Source organism: Sphingopyxis sp., from assembly GCF_035998965.1.
Classification (GTDB): Bacteria; Pseudomonadota; Alphaproteobacteria; order Sphingomonadales; family Sphingomonadaceae; genus Sphingopyxis.
In genome coordinates this window covers 1-19,302 of the sequence record NZ_DASYHE010000043.1, presented here as the reverse complement: position 1 = coordinate 19,302, position 19,302 = coordinate 1, and the positions used below count along the sequence as shown (strand labels likewise).

Genomic DNA, 19,302 nt, shown 5'->3' with positions numbered 1-19,302 from the left:
CTTCCTGCGGCTTTTCCTTGGCGGTGTCGGGGATGATGATGCCGCCAGCCGTTTTTTCTTCGGCTTCGATACGGCGGACGAGCACTCGGTCGTGCAGCGGACGAAATTGCATGGATATCCCTCCAATGATGCAATGGATGTGATTTAGCACTCACAGGGCGCGAGTGCTAACAGATGGGCATATGGGTGGCTCCCCTAAGACCGTCAAGCGGACTCCAACGAAAATTTTACGCTTGAGCGTTAAGCCGTCACCCATGAAGGCCGAAGGGTTTCAAAAGGAGGCTCAGGAAGCGATCGAGCGACCTGAGGTAGCGGCGCAGCCGTGTCTCGGCATGATGCCTTATCGTACCATCGTGTTTGCACGATTGCACAGCAGTGAGAGCAAGACTCCCCTTTACTGGGTAGCAGGTGCGGCGGGTGGTCCTTGGGCAGCGCGAAACAGCTTGAAGAAGGCTGTTGAAACCCATGGTGCCAAATGCTTCTATTGCCCCACAAAGCTATCGAAGGACAACCTGACCATCGACCATGTGGAAGGTCAAAATGGTGATGCCGCGGAAGCTATCCAAAATCTGGTAGCGGCCTGTAAGCCCTGCAACGCCAAGAAAGGCCACCAGCCCATCGATGCCTTCCATCCCGAAGCTGGTCGCGAATGGCTAAGGGCACTGCATGCGCAAGTCGAAGAACGGCTACGTAAGCTAGGTTGAAGGCAGCAAGCCCAACCGCGCCCGCATCCGCCAACGCGCCAGCAGCACCGCCGACACCACAATAAGCCCGACCGCCAGCCCGATCCACACCCCGACCCCGGCGAGCGGGGTCCAGAAGCCGAGGTAGATCGCGGTGCCATAGCCCGCGATCCAGTAGCCGCAGATGGCGATGATCATCGGGGTGCGGGTGTCTTGGAGGCCGCGCAACACCCCGGCGGCGACCGCCTGCGCGCCGTCGAACAGCTGGAACGCCGCGGCAACGACGAGGAACTGCATCGCGAACCCGACGAGCGCCGCGTTGCGCGCCGCATCGACATCGACATAGATCGACAGCACCAGCGTCGGGAACAGCCACATCAGCAGCGCGGTGAACGCCATGAAGCCGATGCCGAGCACCAGCGACGCCTGTCCGGCATGGGCGATGCCGCGGTGGTCGCGGGCGCCATAGGCCAGCCCGACGCGGATCGTCGCCGCCTGTGCGACCCCGAACGGGATCTGGAAAGCGAGCGCGGCGACCTGCAACGCAATGGTGTGACCCGCGAGTTCCGCCTCACCGATCCGCCCCATCAGGAAGGCGGCGCCGGTGAACAGCCCGGCTTCGGCCAAAATGGTCAGGCTGATCGGGGTGCCGATGCGCAGCATGTCGAAAAAGCGCGTCCATTCGGTACGCCACCAGTTTCCGAACAGATGATAGCGCCGCAGCCGCCGGTCGGACTGGATGACGACGACATAGGCGAGCAGCATCAGCACGCTGGTGATGACGCTGGAGATCGCCGAGCCGTGCAGCCCGAGCGCAGGCATGCCGAGATTGCCGAACACCAGCGTCCAGTTGCCCAGCGCGTTGACCCCGAGCGCGCCAAAGGTGATCGCGGTGGCGATCGTCGGCCGCCCGAGCGCCGAGACGAAGATGCGCAGCACCGTCGCGGCGATCATCGGGAACATGCCCCACATCAGGATCAGCAGGAAACCCGCGGCGCGCGCCGAGGTTTCGGCGGGCTGGCCGGTCGCTACCATGATTGGTCCACCCGCGGCGCAAATTGCCATGAAAACGAGCGATACCAGTGCGCTGAGCCACAGCGCCATGCGGACGGTGCGGCGCACCTCGCGCACCGCATGTTTGCGGCGGCCCAGTTCGGCGGCGATGAGCGGCGCGGCGGCGCCCACCAGTCCGCTGCCGGTCCAGAGCAACAAACCAAAGATCGACACGCCGAGCGACGAGGCGGCGAGCGCCGCATCGCCCAGCCGGGCAACGAAGATGACGTCGATCGCGTGGACGAGCATCTGAAGCAGGTTTGCGGCGGCAAGCGGCAGGGCGAGCGCCAGCGTCGCCCGGAATTCCTGGCGAAGACCCTGCGACGGTTCCGCGGTCAAAGGCGTGGCCTGCTGCAACATAGCCGGCCCGGATAGGCGCGGCGGTGCGGCGGTTCAATCACGGGTGGGGTTTGGCGGGATTTTCGGGGGCGGGGGTGGCAAAAAGGCAACAGCGGCAGGTGTAATCCTCCCTGTGGCGAAGCCATGGGGAGGGGGACCGCTCGCGAAGCGAGTGGTGGAGGGGCCGCGACGGCAGCGCCACAGCCCCTCCGTCAGCGCTTCGCGCTGCCACCTCCCCATGGCTTCGCCACAGGGAGGATTTAGTATTGCGTCACCCCCGCCACATCGCGACCATCTCGAACGCAAACGCCCCGAAGGTCAGCGTCAGCCCGACCACGAACAATCGATACGCATAGGCCAGATAGCGATACTTTCGCCGCGCGAGGACAATGCCGTTCTGATAGGTGTCGCGCAGCATCGTTTCATACAGGTCTTCTTCGGTGCGCAGCCGCGCCTTGACCGCATCGATGAACTCATCCTCCTCCATCTGGGCAAAGCGGCCGAAGAACAGGATGTTGCTGTGATCGTTGCCGTCCTTGTAGACGATCGGCGGCGCCTTGCCGACGCGCGGCAGCACTGCGGATACGGCGAGCAGCGCCGACAGGAAGGAAAAGGTCGCGAGGATCGTCAGCGGCATTGCCAGCGCCCCCGCCCCGGCGCGCGCCTGCCCCACCGCAAGCGTGAACACGACAAAGGTCGCGCCCATCAGGATCGACGCTTTCTGGTCGGCCATCTGCGACAGCTGCATCGTCAGCTGCTGGTTGGTGCGGACCAGATGCACCGCGTTCGGCGGAAACGAAACCGCGGGCGGCGTCGGTGGTGTCGATGCGTTTTCGCTGTCCATGGTGTTTCTCCCCTGTCAGCGACCCGTCACAGCGATGCCATGAAGTGCCGCCAGCGGCAAGATGCTGCCCTGTTCCCGCCGCATTCGCTTGCCAATCGGACACGAGCGCGGCATTCCCGCGCGCAACATTATATCTTTACGGGACGCACCACATGAGCACCGCCCTCACCGACCAGATTTACGGCCTGATCGCCCCCTTCAATAAAAAGGGGGTCGCGCTGACCGATGCGACGACCTTTGCCGGCGACCTTGAATGGGACAGCCTGACGGTGATGGATTTTGTCGCCGAGGTCGAGGACACGTTCGACATCATCATCAGCATGAACATGCAGGCTGAGATTGAGACCGTGGGCCAATTGGTGGCGGCGGTTGAAAAGCTGCAAGGATAAACCCGATGCCGTTCGCATCGAGCGAAGTCGAGATGCCCCTCGACCTTGCGCCATGCCGACGGGTGTCTCGACTTCGCTCGACACGAACGGGCCAAGGATATTGATATGACCGACCTTTTTTCGAAATTCGATCCGCTGATCCAGCAGCGCGAAACTCTGCTCGCGACCGGCGTTACCGACCCCTATAATCTGGTGATGGAAAAGGTGATCTCGCCGACCGTCGCGATCTGCAACGGGCGCGAGACGATCCTGCTCGGCACCTATAATTATATGGGCATGACATTCGACGAAGATGTCATCGCCGCAGGCAAGGACGCGCTCGACAAATTCGGCAGCGGCACGACCGGCAGCCGCGTCCTCAACGGCACCTATCAAGGCCACAAGGCGTGCGAAGAGGCGCTGAAGGAATTCTACGCCATGGATCATGCCATGGTGTTTTCAACGGGGTATCAGGCGAACCTCGGCATCATCAGCACAATCGCGGGCAAAGGCGATTATGTCATCCTCGACATCGACAGCCATGCGTCGATCTATGATGGCTGCGCGATGGGCAACGCCGAAATCGTCGCCTTCCGCCACAACGACGTGGAGGCGCTGGAAAAACGGCTGAAACGCCTGCCCCCCGAAGCGGGCAAGCTCGTCGTGCTCGAGGGCGTCTATTCGATGCTCGGCGACGTCGCGCCGCTGAAGGAAATGATCCGCGTTTCCAAGGAAAATGGCGCGATGATACTGGTCGACGAAGCCCATTCGATGGGCTTTATCGGCGAGAATGGCCGCGGCGTTGCCGAGGCGCAGGGGGTGATCGACGACGTCGATTTCATCATCGGCACCTTCAGCAAGAGCGTCGGCACGGTCGGCGGTTTCTGTGTGTCGAACCATCCGAAATTTGAGATCCTGCGGCTGGTGTGCCGCCCCTATGTTTTCACCGCGTCGCTGCCGCCGAGCGTTGTGGCGACCGCGGCGACGAGCATCCGCAAGCTGATGCACGGGTCGAACAAGCGCGCCCACCTTTGGGAAAATTCAAAGGTTCTGCACAAGGGGCTGCGCGATCTGGGATTCCAGCTCGGCACCGACGAAGCGCAATCGGCGATTATTGCGGTCATCATGCCCGACCTGGAGAAGGGCGCGATGATGTGGGAGGCACTGCTTGAGGAAGGGCTGTACGTCAATCTGGCGCGCCCGCCTGCAACCCCTGCGGGCATGACGCTGCTGCGCTGTTCGCTGTGCGCCGAACATAGCAGCGAGCAAGTCGGCGAAATCCTTGGCCGTTTCGAGCGCGCGGGCAAGCGCATCGGCATTATCGGCTGAATCGACCCAATCCGCCGACCAGCGGATTCCTTTTTGCGCCGAACCGAAGCGGCGCGGATTTCGGCGCTTTGCGGTAGGGCGCATGTCCGGTAAGACAGGCGCGTGTTCGAGCGGGATGGCGATACCGAAACCGAGACGCGGCGAGAGCGGCTACGCTTCTGGCTGACGATCGGCATGGCGACGATGCTGATCGGCATCGTCGGGGCGCTGGTCCTGCTGCTCGCGCGCGCCAGCGACAATTATGACCAGTCGCTGGGCTGGCAGACGCAGAGCCTGGAAGTCATCTCGCAGACCCGCTCGCTTGACGCATCGCTCGCGCGCGCCGAGGCTGCGCTCGGGCGGTTCGCCGTAGGGCTGCAAAAGGAAGACGGTCGCGTTTACGAACAGCAATGGGGGCTGGCGCGGCAATATCTGACGCGGCTCGACCGCAGCGTGCGCGATAATGCCGCCCAGTCGAAGCTGGTCGATGACCTGACGGCCGAGATGGACAGCCGCGGGCGGCAACTGGGTGACGCGGCGCTCAGCGCCAATTACAACCAGACGATCGCGGCCATCTCCAAATATCATGCGGCGGGACACGATGCCGGGCTCAGCCGCATCGACAAGCTGCTCAACCAGATCATTGCCAATGAGCGCGCGCTGCTGCGTGAACGCAACCGCGTCGCCGCCGCCGATCGCGCCAGCCTGAAACAAGCGATATTGTTGTTTGCGTTGCTCGGCGCCGCGATCGCGGCGGTCGCGATCGGCACGACTTTCTCGTTCGTTCGCGCCGAAGCCGAACGCCGCGTCGCACGGCGCGAGCAAGTGGCCGAGAGCGAGCGCGCGATGCAGCTGGAGGAAGCGGTCGAGGCGCGCACCGCCGAACTGGAACAGGCCAATATCGCGCTGCGTAGCGAGATGACCGAGCGCGCCGCAGCCGAAGCGCAGCTGCGTCAGGCGCAAAAGATGGAAGCGGTCGGCCAGCTGACCGGCGGCATCGCGCATGATTTCAACAATATGCTGGCGGTTGTTGTCGGCGGGCTTGAACTGGCGCAGCGCTGGCTGCCGGGTGAGCCCGAAAAGGCCGAACGCCACCTTGCCAACGCGCTCGACGGCGCCAATCGCGCCGCCGACCTGACGCGGCGGCTGCTGACCTTTGCCCGTTCCGAACCCGCGCGCCCCGAAATGACCGATATCGACGCGTGTATCGCGGGCTTCGCCGAGCTGATCGCGCGGACGATCGGCGACCGCATCGCGCTGACGCTCGATCTCCAGGCCAATAATCTGGCTTGCTGGCTCGACCGGCAGCAGTTCGAAAACGCGCTGCTCAACCTTGCGGTCAATGCGCGCGACGCGATGGACGGCCATGGCGCGCTCACCATCCGGACCCTTGACGACGGCGACGGCAAGGCGCTGGCGGTGCAGGTGATCGACACCGGATGCGGCATGTCACCCGAGGTTCTGGAACGCGTGTTCGACCCTTTTTACACCACCAAACCCGCGGGACAGGGAACGGGGCTTGGCATGAGCCAGGTCTTTGCCTTTTGCCGCCAGTCGGGGGGCGAGGTGCAGATTTCCTCGACCGAAGGCGAAGGGACGAGCGTCGCGATGCTGTTGCCGGTGGCGAAAGCGCAGGCGGACCAGGCGTCCGAACCCGTGGCCGGACCCGCCGACGGCGTCACATCCCCGGCCGAAGCCCTGCGCATTTTGGTGGTCGAAGACGACGAACGTGTGCTGACCGCAACCGTCGATGCGGTCAGTGAACTGGGCCACAGCGTCGTCGCCTGCGCCAATCCGCGGGAGGCCGAGGCGCTGGTCGAGGGTGGGATGGCCGATGGCCAGGGCGGTTTCGACCTGATCCTGTCCGACGTGTTGATGCCCGACCTGACCGGCCCCGAAATGGTCGCGCAGCTCAAGCAGCGCTGGCCCGATCTTTCGGTGCTGTTCGTGACCGGCTATGCGGGCGATGCCAGCGAAGTCGCCAGTTTCGGCGACCATGACGTGCTGCGCAAACCCTTTACCCTCACCGCGCTCGATCAGGCGATCCGGCGGTGCGGCGATGCGCGAGCGGGCGAAGGACAACGGCTGGCGGGTTAGGTGCGGGCAGCGTCGAGCGTGGACCCGGCGTCATTCCCCAACCCCGTTCGTGCTGAGCTTGTCGAAGCACCGTTCTTTTTCGCGACGTCGCCAAGAGAGAACGACCCTTCGACAGGCTCAGGGCGAACGGTTCACTTAATCGGCCATCTGCCCCAAAGGCTCCCCTTTCTGGGGCAAATCTCAAGGACAACTATCGGATCGCGCCGCTTTTCATCAGGCGCGGCACCAACGTCAGCGCGGCGACCAGGGGCCAGCGGCGCTGCCACGGTTTGATCTCGATCTTGGTCCCGGCATGGCGATTGATCTTCCACGCCAGATAATCGATTCCGCCCGCATAGGTCAGGCTGGCCTTGGCGAGCCGCGCGATGCTGAGCGCCTTGCCGCGGCGGCGCAGCTGGCCCCAGCGGCGGCGGGCGGTGTCGGGATGCATCGCATTTGGCACTTCGCCATCGGGGCCGACGCCGCGGCGTGCGGCGATTTCGGCCAACGTCGCCAACGCAAACCGCTCGTAACGGTCGAGGTCGGCATCGACGATCGATACCGACCGTCCCGTCCGTTCGGCGCGCAGCTCGGCCTGATAGGTGTGGTTGAAACCCGCGCGCCAGATATCGACCGGCGCGGCCGCGACGTCGGGCGCCATCGTCGGGATCGTCAAGGAAAACAGCGTCACCGGCGCCTCCGCGACGGCCGCAAAAACCCGATCCGCCGCGACATGATCGACCGCCCAGACCAGGCGGCTCGGCTGCGCGAAACGCGCCCACACCGACACATTCGATGCCTCGCCGCTGTTGAGGTGAGCAAAGTCCTTTTCGCTGAGCACCGCATATTTGGCGATCAGCCCGCCATGCTGAAAGGGAAAGACATTGGGCGGGATCAGCCGGTTCGCGGCCGCCAGCCAGCGTTTGGGATAGGCGTCGCTATAGTCGGACACGATCAGATAGAAATCGAGCATCAGCCCGTCGAGTTCGCTCATCCGCAGGCAGCTGCCGTAAAACAGCACGGCGCGGGCGCTGCCCGGATATTCGGCGGCGATCGCCTGCGCCATGGCGGTAACGCGCGGATCGACCGGGGTCGACAGTTCGGCGCGGACCAGATCGATCAGGCTGGACATGCGCGAGCGTTCAGGCGGCGAGGCGCAGGAACGGAACCGGCTGCGTCGAGGTCAGGATGATTGGCATGCCATTCTTCGCCTGGAAGATTTCGCCATCGAGGATGACGTTCGACCGCTCGCCCTCGATACGGATTTCGTCGCCCTGCTGAAAATGCACGCCGTTGAGCTGATTCTGCCCCAGCGTTCCGCGCCAGGTCGCGCCGAGCATCCGGAACAGCGCGCCAAAGCCGCGGTCGACCGCAAGCAATTTCATCTGGCCGCTCTGCCCCGCGGCATCGTTGGTGCGAATGCTGAGCAGCAGTTTTTCGAGCGTGGTGACGATCAGGAGCGAAAATTTGCCCTTGAACTCGCCCTGACGGATCAGCGACACCGTCATCGCCTCAGGCTTGGGCGGCAGGCGCCCGCCGCCGAGGCCAAAGAGCAGAGCCGACAGGCCAAGGATCGCCGCGAGGAAATGCGAAATCCCGTTCGGCAGGCCGAGCGGATAAATGCGGTTGCGGCAATAGAGCATGACATCGGCGAGATAGGCGCCGCCGAGGAACATGCCGAGCACCGGGCGCGCTTCGCCGCCGCTGTCGAGCGAGATCAGCTGACGCTGGATCACATGATCGTCGAGCCGGCCCGATTCGACCAGCTCGATCACCCGCTGCAACGCCTTGATCGGGTCGCCCGCGGCGCCCAGGTCGAGCGCGATCAAATTGGTCTTGCCGTTCGGCAGCACCGCGACCGGCGGCGGCGAACCGCCGAAATGCCCGCCCGAATACAGCTCGGTCAGCGCGGCCTGTACCGTGCCGTCACCGCCGTTGATGACGACGACGCGCGGGGAGACCATAGCAATGGTGCGGATCGCCTCGCCGATCTGGTCGACGTCCTCGACCTCGTAATGAAAAATATCGGGGTGCGCTGCGCAATACTCGCGAACCCGCGGCAACAGGGCACGGTTGCCGGTCGAACGCGGATTGGAAAGAAGCGCGACGCTGGCCATGGAATCCCTATTCTACCGGGTCGAACGACAGGCCGTTGACGTAGTTCAGCACGATCGGCACGCGCTTGGTGGCGCCGCCGACGGCAAAGCTGACCGTCGCCAATTTGGGCTTCCGCTTGAAGATGAAATCGCTGACCTTCATGTCGGGATTGCCCGACAGACCCGCGCCGTCGCTGCGATCCGACTTGCCATTGCCGTTCATGTCATGGCGCACAGAAACGACATAGCTGCCCGGCTGCTTGACCGGCACGCAGACCGACATCGTTCCGGCGCGCGAGACCGGCACGTCGACGCGTTCGATCCATTTGCGCTTTTCCAGATAATTGCTGTTCGCGCTGTAAATCTGGACCCGCACCGTGCCGGTGCGCGCCTTGAACCCGCGCACGTCAACCTGCACCGCGGTGGCGTTGCTGTTGCACAGTGCCGCCGCCGGACCCAATGCCGCACCCTGCGCCGCCACGGGCGCAATCAGCGCTCCGGCAGCGCCAGCGGCAAGCAGGCCGGCGAGAAAAATTTTCGACATGACCTCAATACCTCCAGAGGTTATAGCCACGCCAGCAAACGCAAAAGCACATGCCGACACGGGTTCCTGTCGCCCTTGATCGGCATATCGGAACCATTTGCGGCCAAATCATGGTGATGGGGCGACGAAAGATTGAATAAGCTGCCTGCCATCGACCGCTACATCGCGCGTCTCATCTTCTTTCCCATGGTCGGTACGCTCGTGCTGTCGGCGATGCTGCTGGTGCTGGAAAAAATGCTGCGCCTGTTCGACTTCGTCGCCACCGAGGGCGGGCCGGTCAGCGTCGTGTGGCGGATGCTGGCGAACCTGATCCCCGAATATCTTTCGCTGGGCATCCCGATCGGGCTGATGCTGGGAATACTGCTGGCTTTTCGGAAGCTGGCGACGACTAGCGAGCTCGATGTGCTGAAGGGCGTCGGGATGAGCTTTGGGCGACTGATGCGCATCCCCTTTGCTTTTGCGATAGCGCTGGCAGCGCTCAATCTGGCGATTGTTGGCTTTATCCAGCCGGTTGCGCGCTATGCCTATGAAGGTTTGCAATTCGAGCTGCGCTCGGGGGCGCTGGGGGCGTCGATCAAGGTCGGCGAGTTCACCAAGCTGGGCGACCGGATGACGCTGCGGATTGAGGAAAGCTATGACGACGGCAAGTCGCTGCGCGGCATTTTCGTGCGCGGCGACAATAATGACGGGCAGCGCGTGTCGGCGACCGCGGCGCGCGGCCAGTTCCTCGCCACCGACGATCCCAACACGATCATCCTGCGCCTGTCGCAGGGGGTGTTGATACACGAATCGCCGAAATTTTCGGTGCCGCGCGTGCTGACCTTCGACAATCATGACCTGCCGATCCCGCTGCCCAAGATCGAGGCGTTCCGCCTGCGCGGCGGCGCCGACCGTGAAATGACGATCCCTGAACTGTTCGTGGCGGGCAAGGATCAGAGCCAGTCCGAACAGACGCGGCTCGAATCGCGCGCCAATTTCCATTTCCGGATCGTCGAAGTGCTGTCGATGTTCCTGATCCCGCTGATCGCGATCGCGCTGGCGATCCCGCCCAAACGGTCGACCTCGTCGCTCGGCGTCTTCCTGTCGATCGTGCTGCTGGTGACCCAGCACAAGATCAACCAATATGCCGAGGATATGGGCGCGCGCGGGGTGATCGATCCGGTGATCGCGCTATGGGTGCCGTTCCTGCTGTTCGCGGCGCTGGCGGTCTGGATGTATTATGTCGTCGCGCATGTGCCGGGCGGCCAGCCGATCGGCGCGCTGGAGCGCGTTGCGGCCAAAGCGGCGCAAAAGATTCGCGGGTTGGCGACGCTGTTCCAACGCAAGCCGCGGGCGGTGGAGAGTTCAACCTAAAATGCACCAGCTCCACTTTTTCCCGTCGCGCACGATGGCGCTGTATGTCGGCCGCCTGTTCCTGGTGCGCTCCTTTTCGATCCTGTTCGCGCTGGTGCTGATCCTGCAAACGCTCGACCTGCTCGGCGAAAGCGGCAAGATCCTGGCGGTCGCGGGCAACAGCGATTCGGACGTCTGGCGCTATGTCGGGATGCGGCTGCCGCAGATTATCGAGACCTTCCTGCCCTTTTCGGTGCTGCTCGGCACGATATTGACGCTGATCACGCTGAACCAGAACAGCGAAGTCGTCGCAATGAAGGCGTCGGGCATGTCGGCGCATCAGGTGCTGGCGCCCTTGTTCCTCGCCGCGTTGCTCGTCGCCGGCATCAGCTTTGCTTTCAACGAACGCATCGTCACGCGGTCGACCGCCGCGCTCAGCGCCTGGCAAAAGGTCGAGTATAAACGCGTGCCGGCCGACAATGGGGTGCGCAGCAACATCTGGGTCCGCGACGGCGACGATCTGATCAACGCCGAGACGGTCGAGACCGGCGGGCCGTCGATCGTCCTGCGCGGCGTGACCATCTATGAACGCACCGGCGGGGTGCTGTCCTCAATGCTCAAGGCCGACAGCGCGCGGTCGGTCGCGGGGGGATGGGAAATGTCGGGCGCGACCCGCTTCCTGCGCCGTTCCGGCACGGTCGAGCCGCTCGGCACGATCATCGCCGCACCCAATGTGCGCCCCGACCAGTTTACGCTGGCGCAAGTCGATGGCGACGAATTGCCCTTCCTCCAGCTCCGCGCGGCGATCGCCGACCTGGAGGCTGCAGGGCGGCCGGTCAACGCGCTGAAAGGCGTGCTGTGGCACAAGATTTCGGGGCCGCTGTCGGCGATATTGATGCCGCTGCTTGGCGCGGTCGCGGCGTTCGGCCTCGCGCGGTCGGGCAAGCTGTTCATCCGTGCGATCTTCGGCATGGCGCTGGGTTTCGCCTATTTCGTCGCCGACAATTTCGCGCTCGCGATGGGCGATCTGGGCGCCTACTCGCCGTTTCTGGCGGCGTGGGGGCCGTTCATATTGTTTGCACTGATTGGTGAGATGATTTTGATTCGGACCGAGGAATAGGGTGAAAAGCCATCGGCTGCAGATATGATCGAATTCACCTCCAGCCCAACGCTGTGGGCGGCGATCGTCGCTTTGGCGATCTTGGCGATGACCTATGCTCGAAATCGGTCGGGAGATGCTCGACCTGAATATACTGCCGCCACCAAGCGCCAGAAAGTTATCTGTCTGCTTTTCCTCGCCTCGCTGCTGGGGACGGCGGTCATATACTATGCCGGCTTCGAGCTATTTGGCGGTTACGAACAACAAGCGTTCAAAATTGCTCAAGCCGCAATGATACTTTACGCCCTTCTGATAATATCCAGATTGCAGCGCGTGTAGGGGAACGAACGGGCACCAATCGCTGTTACGCTCCAACGCCACCCCGCGCCGAACCCGCCACCAGATTCGCGACCAGCTTCGGCAAGCTGTCGTAATTCGCGCCATGATATTGCGAATCCATAGGCAGCACGTCCTTCAACCGGCGATGCGCCTCGGCAAGCGCGTGGTAGGGCACGCCCGGCAGCAGATGGTGCAGTGCATGATAGCGCAGGCCCACCGGCGCCCACAGCTCGGGCAGCAAGCCCGGCGGCGGGACGTTGACGCTGTCGAGGAACTGACCGGTCACGGTCAGCACTTCGCCGTCATTCTCCCACAAATGCGCCACCAAGGTGCGGATCTGGTTGAGCACCAAGGTCGCCGCGGCAATCGCGCCAAAGATCAGCAACGCGCGCAGCGGCACCCAGCCGAAGACGCCCGCGGCGATCAGCAGGCTCGACCACGCCCACGCGCCGCCCTCCTGCCACGCCCACATGCGGCGAAAATCGCCGTCGGGTGCCTTGCGACGGAACAGCGGGTTGATGATCATCCCCGAATAGCGCTCGACAACTATCCGGCGCAGCGGCGGGATCAGAAACGACAGCGGGGTCAGCACCGCGTAACGGAACAGCAGCGCGAGCGGCGCAAAGGCGGCAGCGACCACGAACAGCGGCACCGTCCACGGCTTCATCAGCGCGAGCGGCAGATATTCGGGATCGTCGACCGTGCCATATTTGGTGCGATTGTGGTGCAGGCTGTGAATGCCCTCATACATATAGGACGGGATCAGCAACGGCACGCCGACGAGCAAATTCCAGCCAAAGCGAAAGCCCGGCAGCGCGTTTTTGCGGATGTGGGTGAGCTCGTGGATGAAGCTGCCGGCGCGATAGAGCGCGAGGATGGCGATCAGCGCGGCGGCCAGCGCCCATCCGGTCGTCGGCGCCAAAATCGCGCCCGCGACGCCCGCATAGCCGATGAACGTCGACGCCAGAAAGTCTGTCCAATAGATGCGTGGGCTGGGCGTGACGAGGTCGCGCGTCAGCTCCGACGCGGCGCGGATCATCGCCATATCATCGGCGATCGCCGACTTGGGCGTTTTTACCGCGGCAGGCGCGAAAGGCGTCGCGACCCGATCGGCGGGGGGATTGATCGTCGTCATAACCTGCACTCTTCATCATGATTTCGTGGCAGCAAGATGGCCAAATGCGGGTCGCCAGCAGCTTGGCGATGCCCTAATGCGTCGCCAGACATATAAGGTTGGCATTTCAGGAAACCAGTATGAGCGGACATTCGGACGGCCCGATCACCATCCACCCGGTCAAGGACAAGAACGACAAACGTGAGTTTGTCGAGCTCGCCTTTCGCCTCAATCGCGGCGATCCGGCGTGGGTGCCGCCGCTGAAGGGCGAGGTTTACAGCCTGCTCACCCCGGGCAAAAATCCGTGGTTCGAACATGGCAAGGCGCAGCTGTTTCTGGCGCGGCGCAAGGGGCGTACCGTCGGCCGCATCTCGGCGCATATCGACGAACTCGCGCTCACCCAGCCCGCCGAACAGGGGATGGGGCCGGGTACCGGCAACTGGGGTCTGCTCGAAGCCGAGGATGAGGAAGCGACCCGCGCGCTGCTCGTCGCTGCCGAGGACTGGCTGCGGACGCAGGGCATGCACCGGTCGCTCGGCCCGCTGTCGATTTCGGTGTGGGACGAACCCGGACTGCTGATCGAAGGGTTCGACAACCGCCCGACGGTGATGATGGGGCACAACAGCCCGCTCTATCGCGGCTGGATCGAAGGCACCGGCTATCGCCCGATCAAGCAGCTGATCAACTATGACGTCTATGTCAAAGAAGGCTTTTCGCCGCTGGTGAACCGCATCGTCGCGGCTGGCGAAAAGAACGCGCGCATCCGGGTACGCAAGGTCGACAAAAAGAATTTCGACGCCGAAGCGGCGCTGATCATGGGGCTGCTCAACGACGCCTGGTCGGACAATTGGGGCTTCGTGCCGCTGACCGACAGCGAGATCGCCTTTGTCGGCAAGAAGCTGAAGACCATCGTGTTCGAAGACCTGGTCCGCGTCGCCGAACTCGATGGCGAGGCAGTCGCGTTCATCATCGTGCTGCCCAATATCAACGAGTTGCTGATCGACATGGACGGCTCGCTGCTCCCCTTCAACTGGGCGCGGCTTTTGTGGTGGCTGCGCAAGCCAAAGAGTCGCACCCTGCGCGTGCCGCTGATGGGCGTGGCCAAGAAATTACAGAACAGCCGCATGGCGAGCACGCTTGCCTTCATGATGATCGAGCTGATCCGCCGCGACGCGGTGCGCGATTATGCGACCGAGCGCGGCGACATTGGCTGGGTGCTCGACGACAATCAGGGGATGAAGGCAGTCGCCGAGGCGATCGATGCCAAGGTCAACCGGGTGTATCAGATTTACGACAAAATGCTCTGATTGCTGGGACAGCTTTGCGACAAACGCGGGCCATCGTGCGTTTGGGGCACGAAAGGCTTTGTCATGGCAGTCCAATATCTTGCCGCAAACCGCTTTGGCCTCGGTCGCCGCTTTGACGATCCGGCGATCGGCGATCCCAAAGCGTGGCTGAACCGCCAGCTTGGCGATTATGATCCCGCCCCCGCCGCATTGGCGGGGCTTGCCGGGCGCGCGGCGATCGCCACCGCCTATGTCGAATATCGCGAGGATCGCCAGGCAATGCGCCGCGCGGCGGCCGCCGAAACGCCGATGAGCGAGGAAGAAAAGGGCATGGATCCCGAATTGCGGCGGCTGTCGCGCTCGGCGATCCGGCGCCATTATGTTGAGGCGAGCGCGGCGCGGCTGGCGGCGGCGGTGGCGACGCCGACCCCCTTTTCTGAACGGCTGGTCCATTTTTGGGCCAATCATTTCGCGGTGTCGGCCGACAAGCAGACGGTGATCGGCTTTGTCGGCAATTATGAGAATGAGGCGATCCGCCCGCACATCATGGGCAAATTCGCTGACCTGCTGATCGCGGCGGTGAAACATCCCGCGATGTTGCTGTATCTCGATCAGGCGCAGAGTTTCGGTCCCGACAGCCCGTTCGCGACCCGCGTCCGCAATCGCGGCAACCGCCAAGCCCCGGGGCTGAATGAAAATCTGGCGCGCGAGATATTGGAGCTGCATACGCTGGGGGTGCGGACGGGCTATACGCAGGCCGATGTGACCGCCTTTGCCAAGGCGCTCACCGGGCTGACCGTCGCCGGACTCGGTCGCGGCGCGGGGCAGCGGTTGATGCCCGCCGATGCCGAACCGGGCGCCACGGTGTTTATCGCACCGCTGCACGAACCCGGCGCGCAAACCGTGCTGGGCCGGCGTTATGATGCCGCCGGGGCGGCGCAGGCCGAGGCGATTCTGCGCGACCTGGCCGTCCATCCCGCCACTGCGCGTCATATCGCGACCAAGCTGGCGCGCCATTTCACCGCCGATGATCCGCCCGCGGCGCTGGTCGATCGGCTTGCCGCCGATTTCCTCAAGAGCGGCGGCGATCTGACGTCGCTGTATCGCACCGTTGTGGCTTCGCCCGAACCCTGGGACGCGGCGCCGACGCTGTTCAAATCGCCATGGGATTGGACGGTGTCGATGCTGCGCGCGCTGAAAGTCCCCGCGTTCGGACCTAAACAGAATGTCGTGGCGCTGTTCACCCAGCTGGGCCAGCCGGTCTGGCGCCCCGGATCGCCCGCGGGTTATGACGACAAGGTCGCGACCTGGGCCGGATCGGCGGGATTGATGCAGCGCGTCGAACTCGCCAGCCGGATCGCGGGACGGATCGGCGACCGCGTCGACGCGCGCCAGCTGGCGCCGCTCGTCCTTGCCGACGCCCTGACGCCCCAGACCGCGGAGGCCATCGCGCGTGCCGACAGTCCGGGCCAGGGCATCGCGATGCTGTTCGCCAGCCCAAGCTTTTTGCGGAGATAGACAATGATCCTGTCGCGCCGTTCGATCATCCTGTCGGGCATCACCGTCGCCGCGGCGGGCGCCCTGCCCGGCTTTGCCTATGCTGCCGCGGCGACGCCCAAACGGCTGGTGTTCATCATCCAGCGCGGCGCCGCCGATGGGCTGGCGACCGTGGCGCCAACCGGTGACCCGGCTTTCGGCGCCGCCCGCCGCGCGATGGCCGACGAAACTTCGGGCGGCGCCAAACTCGATGCGATGTTCACGCTGCACCCGGCGCTCGCCGCTACGGCCGGGCTTTACAGCGGCAAGCAGGCGCATTTCGCCCACGCCGTCGCCACCGCCTATCGCGACCGGTCGCATTTCGACGGGCAGAATATGCTCGAGGGTGGCGGATCGCGGCCTTATGGGCGCGGCGACGGCTGGGTCGGGCGGCTGCTGACGCTGCTGCCGGCCGCCGAGCGCGACGCGATTGCCATCGCCCCCGCGGTGCCGCTGGCGCTGCGCGGAACGGTCCAGGTCGGCACCTATGCACCGAGCCGCCTGCCGCAGGCCGATGGCGACCTGATCGCGCGGCTGTCGGCGCTCTATGCCGATGACCCGCTGCTGCACCCGCTGTGGGACAGCGCGGTCAAGACGCAGGAACTGGCGGGCGACATTGGCGGCAACAATGGCCGCAACGGCGCCGATCTGGGCAAGCTGGCGGCATCGCTGATGCTGCCCGCCGACGGCGCAAGGGTGATGATGGTCGAAACCGGCGGCTGGGATACGCACAGCGGCCAGCGCGGACGGCTGAACGCGCAGCTGCGCGGGCTGGATCAGCTGGTTGGGGCGCTCCAGACGGGGCTCGGCCCGGCGTGGAGCGACACGCTGGTGATTGTCGCGACCGAATTCGGCCGCACCGTCGAGGTCAACGGCACCGGCGGCACCGACCATGGCACCGCATCGACGGCGATGCTGCTGGGCGGCGGGTTGGCCGAAGGTGGCAAGGTGTCGGCCGACTGGCCGGTACTGGCGCCCGCAGCGCGGCTCGATGGCCGCGACCTCAAGCCGACACGGTCGCTGGAAAGCGTGATCGCGGCGGCGGTCGCGCATCATTATGCACTCGACCCGAAGCGGGTGATGACGACGCTTTATCCCGACGCCTGATTCCACGGTCCAGCGTCATTGCGAGCGCAGCGAAGCAATCCAGAGTGGCGTAAACCGCTCTGGATTGCTTCGCTGCGCTCGCAATGACGAATCGATGAATGCGGTGCGCTTTACGCCAACACCGCCCAGGTCGGGGCATGATCGCTGGCCTTCTCCCGCCCCCGGTGATCCTTGTCGACCCCGGCATCGACCAAGCGGTCGGCGAGCGCCGGGCTGAGCAGCAGGTGGTCGATGCGAAAGCCATGGTCGCGTTGCCAGCCGCCCGCCTGATAATCCCAAAAGGTCCAGACATGGCCGCCGGGATGGCGGCTGCGCAGTGCGTCGGTCCACCCGTCGCCGAGCAGGCGGAACCACGCGTCGCGCGATTCGGGCTGCATCAACGCGTCGGTCGCCATGACGCGCGGATCCCAGACATCATCGTCGTGCGGGATGACATTGTAATCGCCGGTCAGGATCGTCGGAATTTCCGAGGCAAGGAGCACCTTGGCACGCTCGCGCAGCCGCGCCATCCAGCGCAGCTTGTAATCGAATTTCGGCCCCGGCTGCGGGTTGCCGTTGGGCAGGTAGATCGACGCGACGCGCAGGCCGTGGACGTCGGCCTCGAGGTAGCGCGATTGCTCGTCCTCATCTTCGCCCGCGAGCCCGCGTTGCGTCTCGACCGGCTGGGTGCCTTTGGCGAGGATCGCGACGCCGTTGAAACCCTTTTGGCCATGATAGAGGAAGCCGTAACCCGCCGCCTCGATCTCCTTGGTCGGCATGGTTTCATCGCTCGATTTCAGTTCCTGCAAGCAGGCGACGTCGGGCTGGGTTTCATCGAGCCATTCAATCAGGCGCGGCAGGCGGGCCTTGATCCCGTTGATATTGAAGGTCGCGATTTTCAGGGTCACAGGCGGACTTCTCTTTCCGTTCGCCCTGAGCTTGTCGAAGGGCTGTTCTTTCCTTCTGCGTAAAAGAAGGACGGTGCTTCGACAAGCTCAGCACAAACGGAAATCGGTGCCGGTCCTAAATCGAGAAGCTGGACCCGCAGCCGCAGCCCGAGGCTGCGTTCGGATTTTCGACCTTGAACGACGATCCGCCGAGCGAATCGACAAAATCGACGACGCAACCGCGGACCAGGTCGATACTCACCGGATCGACAACCAGCTTTACCCCGTCGGTTTCGGTGACGATGTCATCGGCGTCGATGCCCTCGGCCAAACCGAAGCGATAGGTGAAGCCCGAACAGCCGCCGCCATCGACCGCGAGGCGCAGCGCCGCTTCAGCCTCGCCCTTGCGGTCGGCGATCCAGCGGACGCGCGCCGCGGCGGCGGGCGACAGGGTGATATCGGAAAGCTGCGTGGCCATGACTGCTAGATAGGCGCTTTACACCAAATGAAAAGGGCGCCGCGACGGTTATCCCGCCTGGCGCCCCTCCTCTCCGACCCAGGAAAGCTCGTCATTATCTCTTATTCGGGACCGCCCATCGCGACATTCTTGCCGGTGATGGCAGCGATTGCCATTTGATCCGAGCGCACGAACGGCATCGGATTGACCGGCGCGCCTTCGATGCGGACTTCATAATGCAGGTGGTTGCCGGTCGAACGACCGGTCGAACCGACGTAGCCCAGAATATCGCCTTTTTTGACCTGTTGGCCGGGGCGCACGATGTAGGACGACATATGGCCGTAGCGGGTCTGGATCGCGTTGCCATGTTCGACTTCCACATAATTGCCATAGCCGCCGAGGCGCTGGGCGCGGCCGACGATGCCGTCGGCAGTCGCGTAAATCGGGGTGCCGTGCGGCGCCGGGATGTCGATGCCGTTGTGGCGCGCGACCTTGCCGGTGACGGGGTGGACGCGCATGCCATAGGACGACGACAGCGACATCTGGTCGATCGGGCGGCGCGACGGCACTGCAACCCCGATCGAGGCCGTCAGGCCGGTGTCGAGACGCTTCCACGCCTGAAAAATTGCGCGGGCTTCGCTGTCTTCGCCGACCGAGGGAACGCCAGCGGTGAAGCTGTCGTCATCGGGCTCGTCGGGAGCGATAATGCCAGCATCGGCGCTGGTTTCAGCGGCGTGGACGGCCGGAGTGGCCAGAGCGAAACATGCTGCGGCGCAGATTGCGACTTGATGCAACTTCTGCGTCAGAAGAGTGTTTATCAAAATACGACCCCGCGTGTGCCATGTCGCCAAAGTC

General features: G+C 64.0%; 19 protein-coding genes and 1 pseudogene. 10 read left to right on the top strand and 10 right to left on the bottom strand.

Translation table 11 applies throughout. The annotated features are described in order from the left end of the window. Positions 1 to 112 (bottom strand): annotated as a pseudogene (locus VGN68_RS07935) (co-chaperone GroES); the annotation flags it as partial. 142 nt (positions 113 to 254) lie between these two features. On the opposite strand from VGN68_RS07935, the gene VGN68_RS07930 reads away from it, so the two are divergent. Continuing rightward, positions 255 to 704: an HNH endonuclease signature motif containing protein gene (locus tag VGN68_RS07930; RefSeq protein WP_327475519.1), complete on the top strand. Its 450-nt coding sequence runs from the start codon at positions 255 to 257 to the stop codon at positions 702 to 704. On the opposite strand, the gene VGN68_RS07925 is transcribed toward VGN68_RS07930, so the two are convergent. Continuing rightward, on the bottom strand, positions 696 to 2,096 hold the full coding sequence (locus tag VGN68_RS07925; RefSeq protein ID WP_327475517.1) for an MATE family efflux transporter: 1,401 nt from the start codon (positions 2,094 to 2,096) through the stop codon (positions 696 to 698). The two genes, VGN68_RS07930 and VGN68_RS07925, sit on opposite strands and share 9 nt — an antisense overlap. A 250-nt stretch (positions 2,097 to 2,346) precedes the next feature. Beyond that, a complete protein-coding gene (locus VGN68_RS07920; protein WP_327475515.1) occupies positions 2,347 to 2,919 on the bottom strand; it encodes a Pycsar system effector family protein in 573 nt (190 codons plus the stop codon). A gap of 152 nt (positions 2,920 to 3,071) precedes the next feature. Between VGN68_RS07920 and VGN68_RS07915 the strand changes: the two genes are divergently transcribed. From VGN68_RS07915 to VGN68_RS07905, 3 genes are all read left to right on the top strand, one after another. After that, complete coding sequence (locus VGN68_RS07915; RefSeq protein ID WP_293700342.1) at positions 3,072 to 3,308, top strand: acyl carrier protein; 237 nt, start codon at positions 3,072 to 3,074, stop codon at positions 3,306 to 3,308. 105 nt (positions 3,309 to 3,413) lie between these two features. Next, the gene (gene spt / locus VGN68_RS07910; protein WP_327475513.1) at positions 3,414 to 4,616 is read left to right on the top strand and encodes a serine palmitoyltransferase; all 1,203 of its coding nucleotides are present in this window, start codon (positions 3,414 to 3,416) and stop codon (positions 4,614 to 4,616) included. A 102-nt stretch (positions 4,617 to 4,718) separates the two neighbouring features. Next, entirely contained in the window at positions 4,719 to 6,692 is a 1,974-nt protein-coding gene (locus tag VGN68_RS07905; protein WP_327475511.1) for an ATP-binding protein, read from the top strand. A gap of 190 nt (positions 6,693 to 6,882) precedes the next feature. On the opposite strand, the gene VGN68_RS07900 is transcribed toward VGN68_RS07905, so the two are convergent. The 3 genes from VGN68_RS07900 to VGN68_RS07890 are packed head-to-tail and all read right to left on the bottom strand — an operon-like array spanning position 6,883 to position 9,311. Then, complete coding sequence (locus tag VGN68_RS07900) at positions 6,883 to 7,803, bottom strand: hypothetical protein (protein WP_327475509.1); 921 nt, start codon at positions 7,801 to 7,803, stop codon at positions 6,883 to 6,885. Positions 7,804 to 7,813: 10 nt separating this feature from the next. Further along, positions 7,814 to 8,788 carry an acylglycerol kinase family protein gene (locus tag VGN68_RS07895; RefSeq protein ID WP_327475507.1) on the bottom strand — a complete coding sequence of 325 codons (975 nt, stop codon included), beginning with the start codon at positions 8,786 to 8,788 and terminating at the stop codon, positions 7,814 to 7,816. Between the two features lie 7 nt (positions 8,789 to 8,795). Beyond that, a complete protein-coding gene (locus tag VGN68_RS07890; protein ID WP_327475505.1) occupies positions 8,796 to 9,311 on the bottom strand; it encodes a DUF2141 domain-containing protein in 516 nt (171 codons plus the stop codon). A 132-nt stretch (positions 9,312 to 9,443) separates the two neighbouring features. Between VGN68_RS07890 and lptF the strand changes: the two genes are divergently transcribed. The 3 genes from lptF to VGN68_RS07875 are packed head-to-tail and all read left to right on the top strand — an operon-like array spanning position 9,444 to position 12,081. Continuing rightward, complete coding sequence (gene lptF, locus VGN68_RS07885) at positions 9,444 to 10,664, top strand: LPS export ABC transporter permease LptF (RefSeq protein WP_327475503.1); 1,221 nt, start codon at positions 9,444 to 9,446, stop codon at positions 10,662 to 10,664. Between the two features lies 1 nt (position 10,665). Continuing rightward, entirely contained in the window at positions 10,666 to 11,763 is a 1,098-nt protein-coding gene (gene lptG, locus VGN68_RS07880) for an LPS export ABC transporter permease LptG (protein ID WP_327475501.1), read from the top strand. A gap of 24 nt (positions 11,764 to 11,787) precedes the next feature. Next, positions 11,788 to 12,081: a hypothetical protein gene (locus tag VGN68_RS07875; protein WP_327475499.1), complete on the top strand. Its 294-nt coding sequence runs from the start codon at positions 11,788 to 11,790 to the stop codon at positions 12,079 to 12,081. A gap of 25 nt (positions 12,082 to 12,106) precedes the next feature. On the opposite strand, the gene VGN68_RS07870 is transcribed toward VGN68_RS07875, so the two are convergent. After that, on the bottom strand, positions 12,107 to 13,216 hold the full coding sequence (locus tag VGN68_RS07870) for a fatty acid desaturase (RefSeq protein ID WP_327475497.1): 1,110 nt from the start codon (positions 13,214 to 13,216) through the stop codon (positions 12,107 to 12,109). Between the two features lie 119 nt (positions 13,217 to 13,335). On the opposite strand from VGN68_RS07870, the gene VGN68_RS07865 reads away from it, so the two are divergent. The 3 genes from VGN68_RS07865 (at position 13,336) to VGN68_RS07855 (ending at position 17,124) form a co-directional block, all read left to right on the top strand. Next, positions 13,336 to 14,502: an N-acetyltransferase gene (locus tag VGN68_RS07865; protein ID WP_327475496.1), complete on the top strand. Its 1,167-nt coding sequence runs from the start codon at positions 13,336 to 13,338 to the stop codon at positions 14,500 to 14,502. Positions 14,503 to 14,565: 63 nt separating this feature from the next. Then, positions 14,566 to 15,999 (top strand): DUF1800 domain-containing protein, encoded by a 1,434-nt coding sequence (locus tag VGN68_RS07860; protein ID WP_327475495.1) that lies wholly within the window; start codon positions 14,566 to 14,568, stop codon positions 15,997 to 15,999. A 3-nt stretch (positions 16,000 to 16,002) separates the two neighbouring features. Next, positions 16,003 to 17,124 (top strand): DUF1501 domain-containing protein, encoded by a 1,122-nt coding sequence (locus tag VGN68_RS07855; RefSeq protein WP_327475493.1) that lies wholly within the window; start codon positions 16,003 to 16,005, stop codon positions 17,122 to 17,124. Positions 17,125 to 17,234: 110 nt separating this feature from the next. On the opposite strand, the gene xth is transcribed toward VGN68_RS07855, so the two are convergent. From xth to VGN68_RS07840, 3 genes are all read right to left on the bottom strand, one after another. Then, complete coding sequence (gene xth / locus VGN68_RS07850) at positions 17,235 to 18,005, bottom strand: exodeoxyribonuclease III (RefSeq protein ID WP_327475521.1); 771 nt, start codon at positions 18,003 to 18,005, stop codon at positions 17,235 to 17,237. Between the two features lie 121 nt (positions 18,006 to 18,126). Further along, positions 18,127 to 18,468 (bottom strand): iron-sulfur cluster insertion protein ErpA, encoded by a 342-nt coding sequence (gene erpA / locus VGN68_RS07845; protein WP_327475491.1) that lies wholly within the window; start codon positions 18,466 to 18,468, stop codon positions 18,127 to 18,129. 101 nt (positions 18,469 to 18,569) lie between these two features. Beyond that, a complete protein-coding gene (locus VGN68_RS07840; RefSeq protein WP_327475489.1) occupies positions 18,570 to 19,268 on the bottom strand; it encodes a M23 family metallopeptidase in 699 nt (232 codons plus the stop codon). Between the last annotated feature and the right edge of the window lie 34 nt (positions 19,269 to 19,302).

What these genes read in the sequence shown, in the direction of transcription:
- VGN68_RS07925 (WP_327475517.1), bottom strand. Translation starts at nt 2,096, where the DNA reads ATGTTGCAGCAGGCCACGCCTTTGACCGCGGAACCGTCGCAGGGTCTT.
- VGN68_RS07870 (WP_327475497.1), bottom strand. Translation starts at nt 13,216, where the DNA reads ATGACGACGATCAATCCCCCCGCCGATCGGGTCGCGACGCCTTTCGCG.
- VGN68_RS07900 (WP_327475509.1), bottom strand. Translation starts at nt 7,803, where the DNA reads ATGTCCAGCCTGATCGATCTGGTCCGCGCCGAACTGTCGACCCCGGTC.
- spt (WP_327475513.1), top strand. Translation starts at nt 3,414, where the DNA reads ATGACCGACCTTTTTTCGAAATTCGATCCGCTGATCCAGCAGCGCGAA.
- erpA (WP_327475491.1), bottom strand. Translation starts at nt 18,468, where the DNA reads ATGGCCACGCAGCTTTCCGATATCACCCTGTCGCCCGCCGCCGCGGCG.
- VGN68_RS07930 (WP_327475519.1), top strand. Translation starts at nt 255, where the DNA reads ATGAAGGCCGAAGGGTTTCAAAAGGAGGCTCAGGAAGCGATCGAGCGA.
- VGN68_RS07875 (WP_327475499.1), top strand. Translation starts at nt 11,788, where the DNA reads ATGATCGAATTCACCTCCAGCCCAACGCTGTGGGCGGCGATCGTCGCT.
- VGN68_RS07915 (WP_293700342.1), top strand. Translation starts at nt 3,072, where the DNA reads ATGAGCACCGCCCTCACCGACCAGATTTACGGCCTGATCGCCCCCTTC.
- lptG (WP_327475501.1), top strand. Translation starts at nt 10,666, where the DNA reads ATGCACCAGCTCCACTTTTTCCCGTCGCGCACGATGGCGCTGTATGTC.
- VGN68_RS07855 (WP_327475493.1), top strand. Translation starts at nt 16,003, where the DNA reads ATGATCCTGTCGCGCCGTTCGATCATCCTGTCGGGCATCACCGTCGCC.
- VGN68_RS07920 (WP_327475515.1), bottom strand. Translation starts at nt 2,919, where the DNA reads ATGGACAGCGAAAACGCATCGACACCACCGACGCCGCCCGCGGTTTCG.
- VGN68_RS07860 (WP_327475495.1), top strand. Translation starts at nt 14,566, where the DNA reads ATGGCAGTCCAATATCTTGCCGCAAACCGCTTTGGCCTCGGTCGCCGC.
- VGN68_RS07895 (WP_327475507.1), bottom strand. Translation starts at nt 8,788, where the DNA reads ATGGCCAGCGTCGCGCTTCTTTCCAATCCGCGTTCGACCGGCAACCGT.
- VGN68_RS07865 (WP_327475496.1), top strand. Translation starts at nt 13,336, where the DNA reads ATGAGCGGACATTCGGACGGCCCGATCACCATCCACCCGGTCAAGGAC.
- VGN68_RS07890 (WP_327475505.1), bottom strand. Translation starts at nt 9,311, where the DNA reads ATGTCGAAAATTTTTCTCGCCGGCCTGCTTGCCGCTGGCGCTGCCGGA.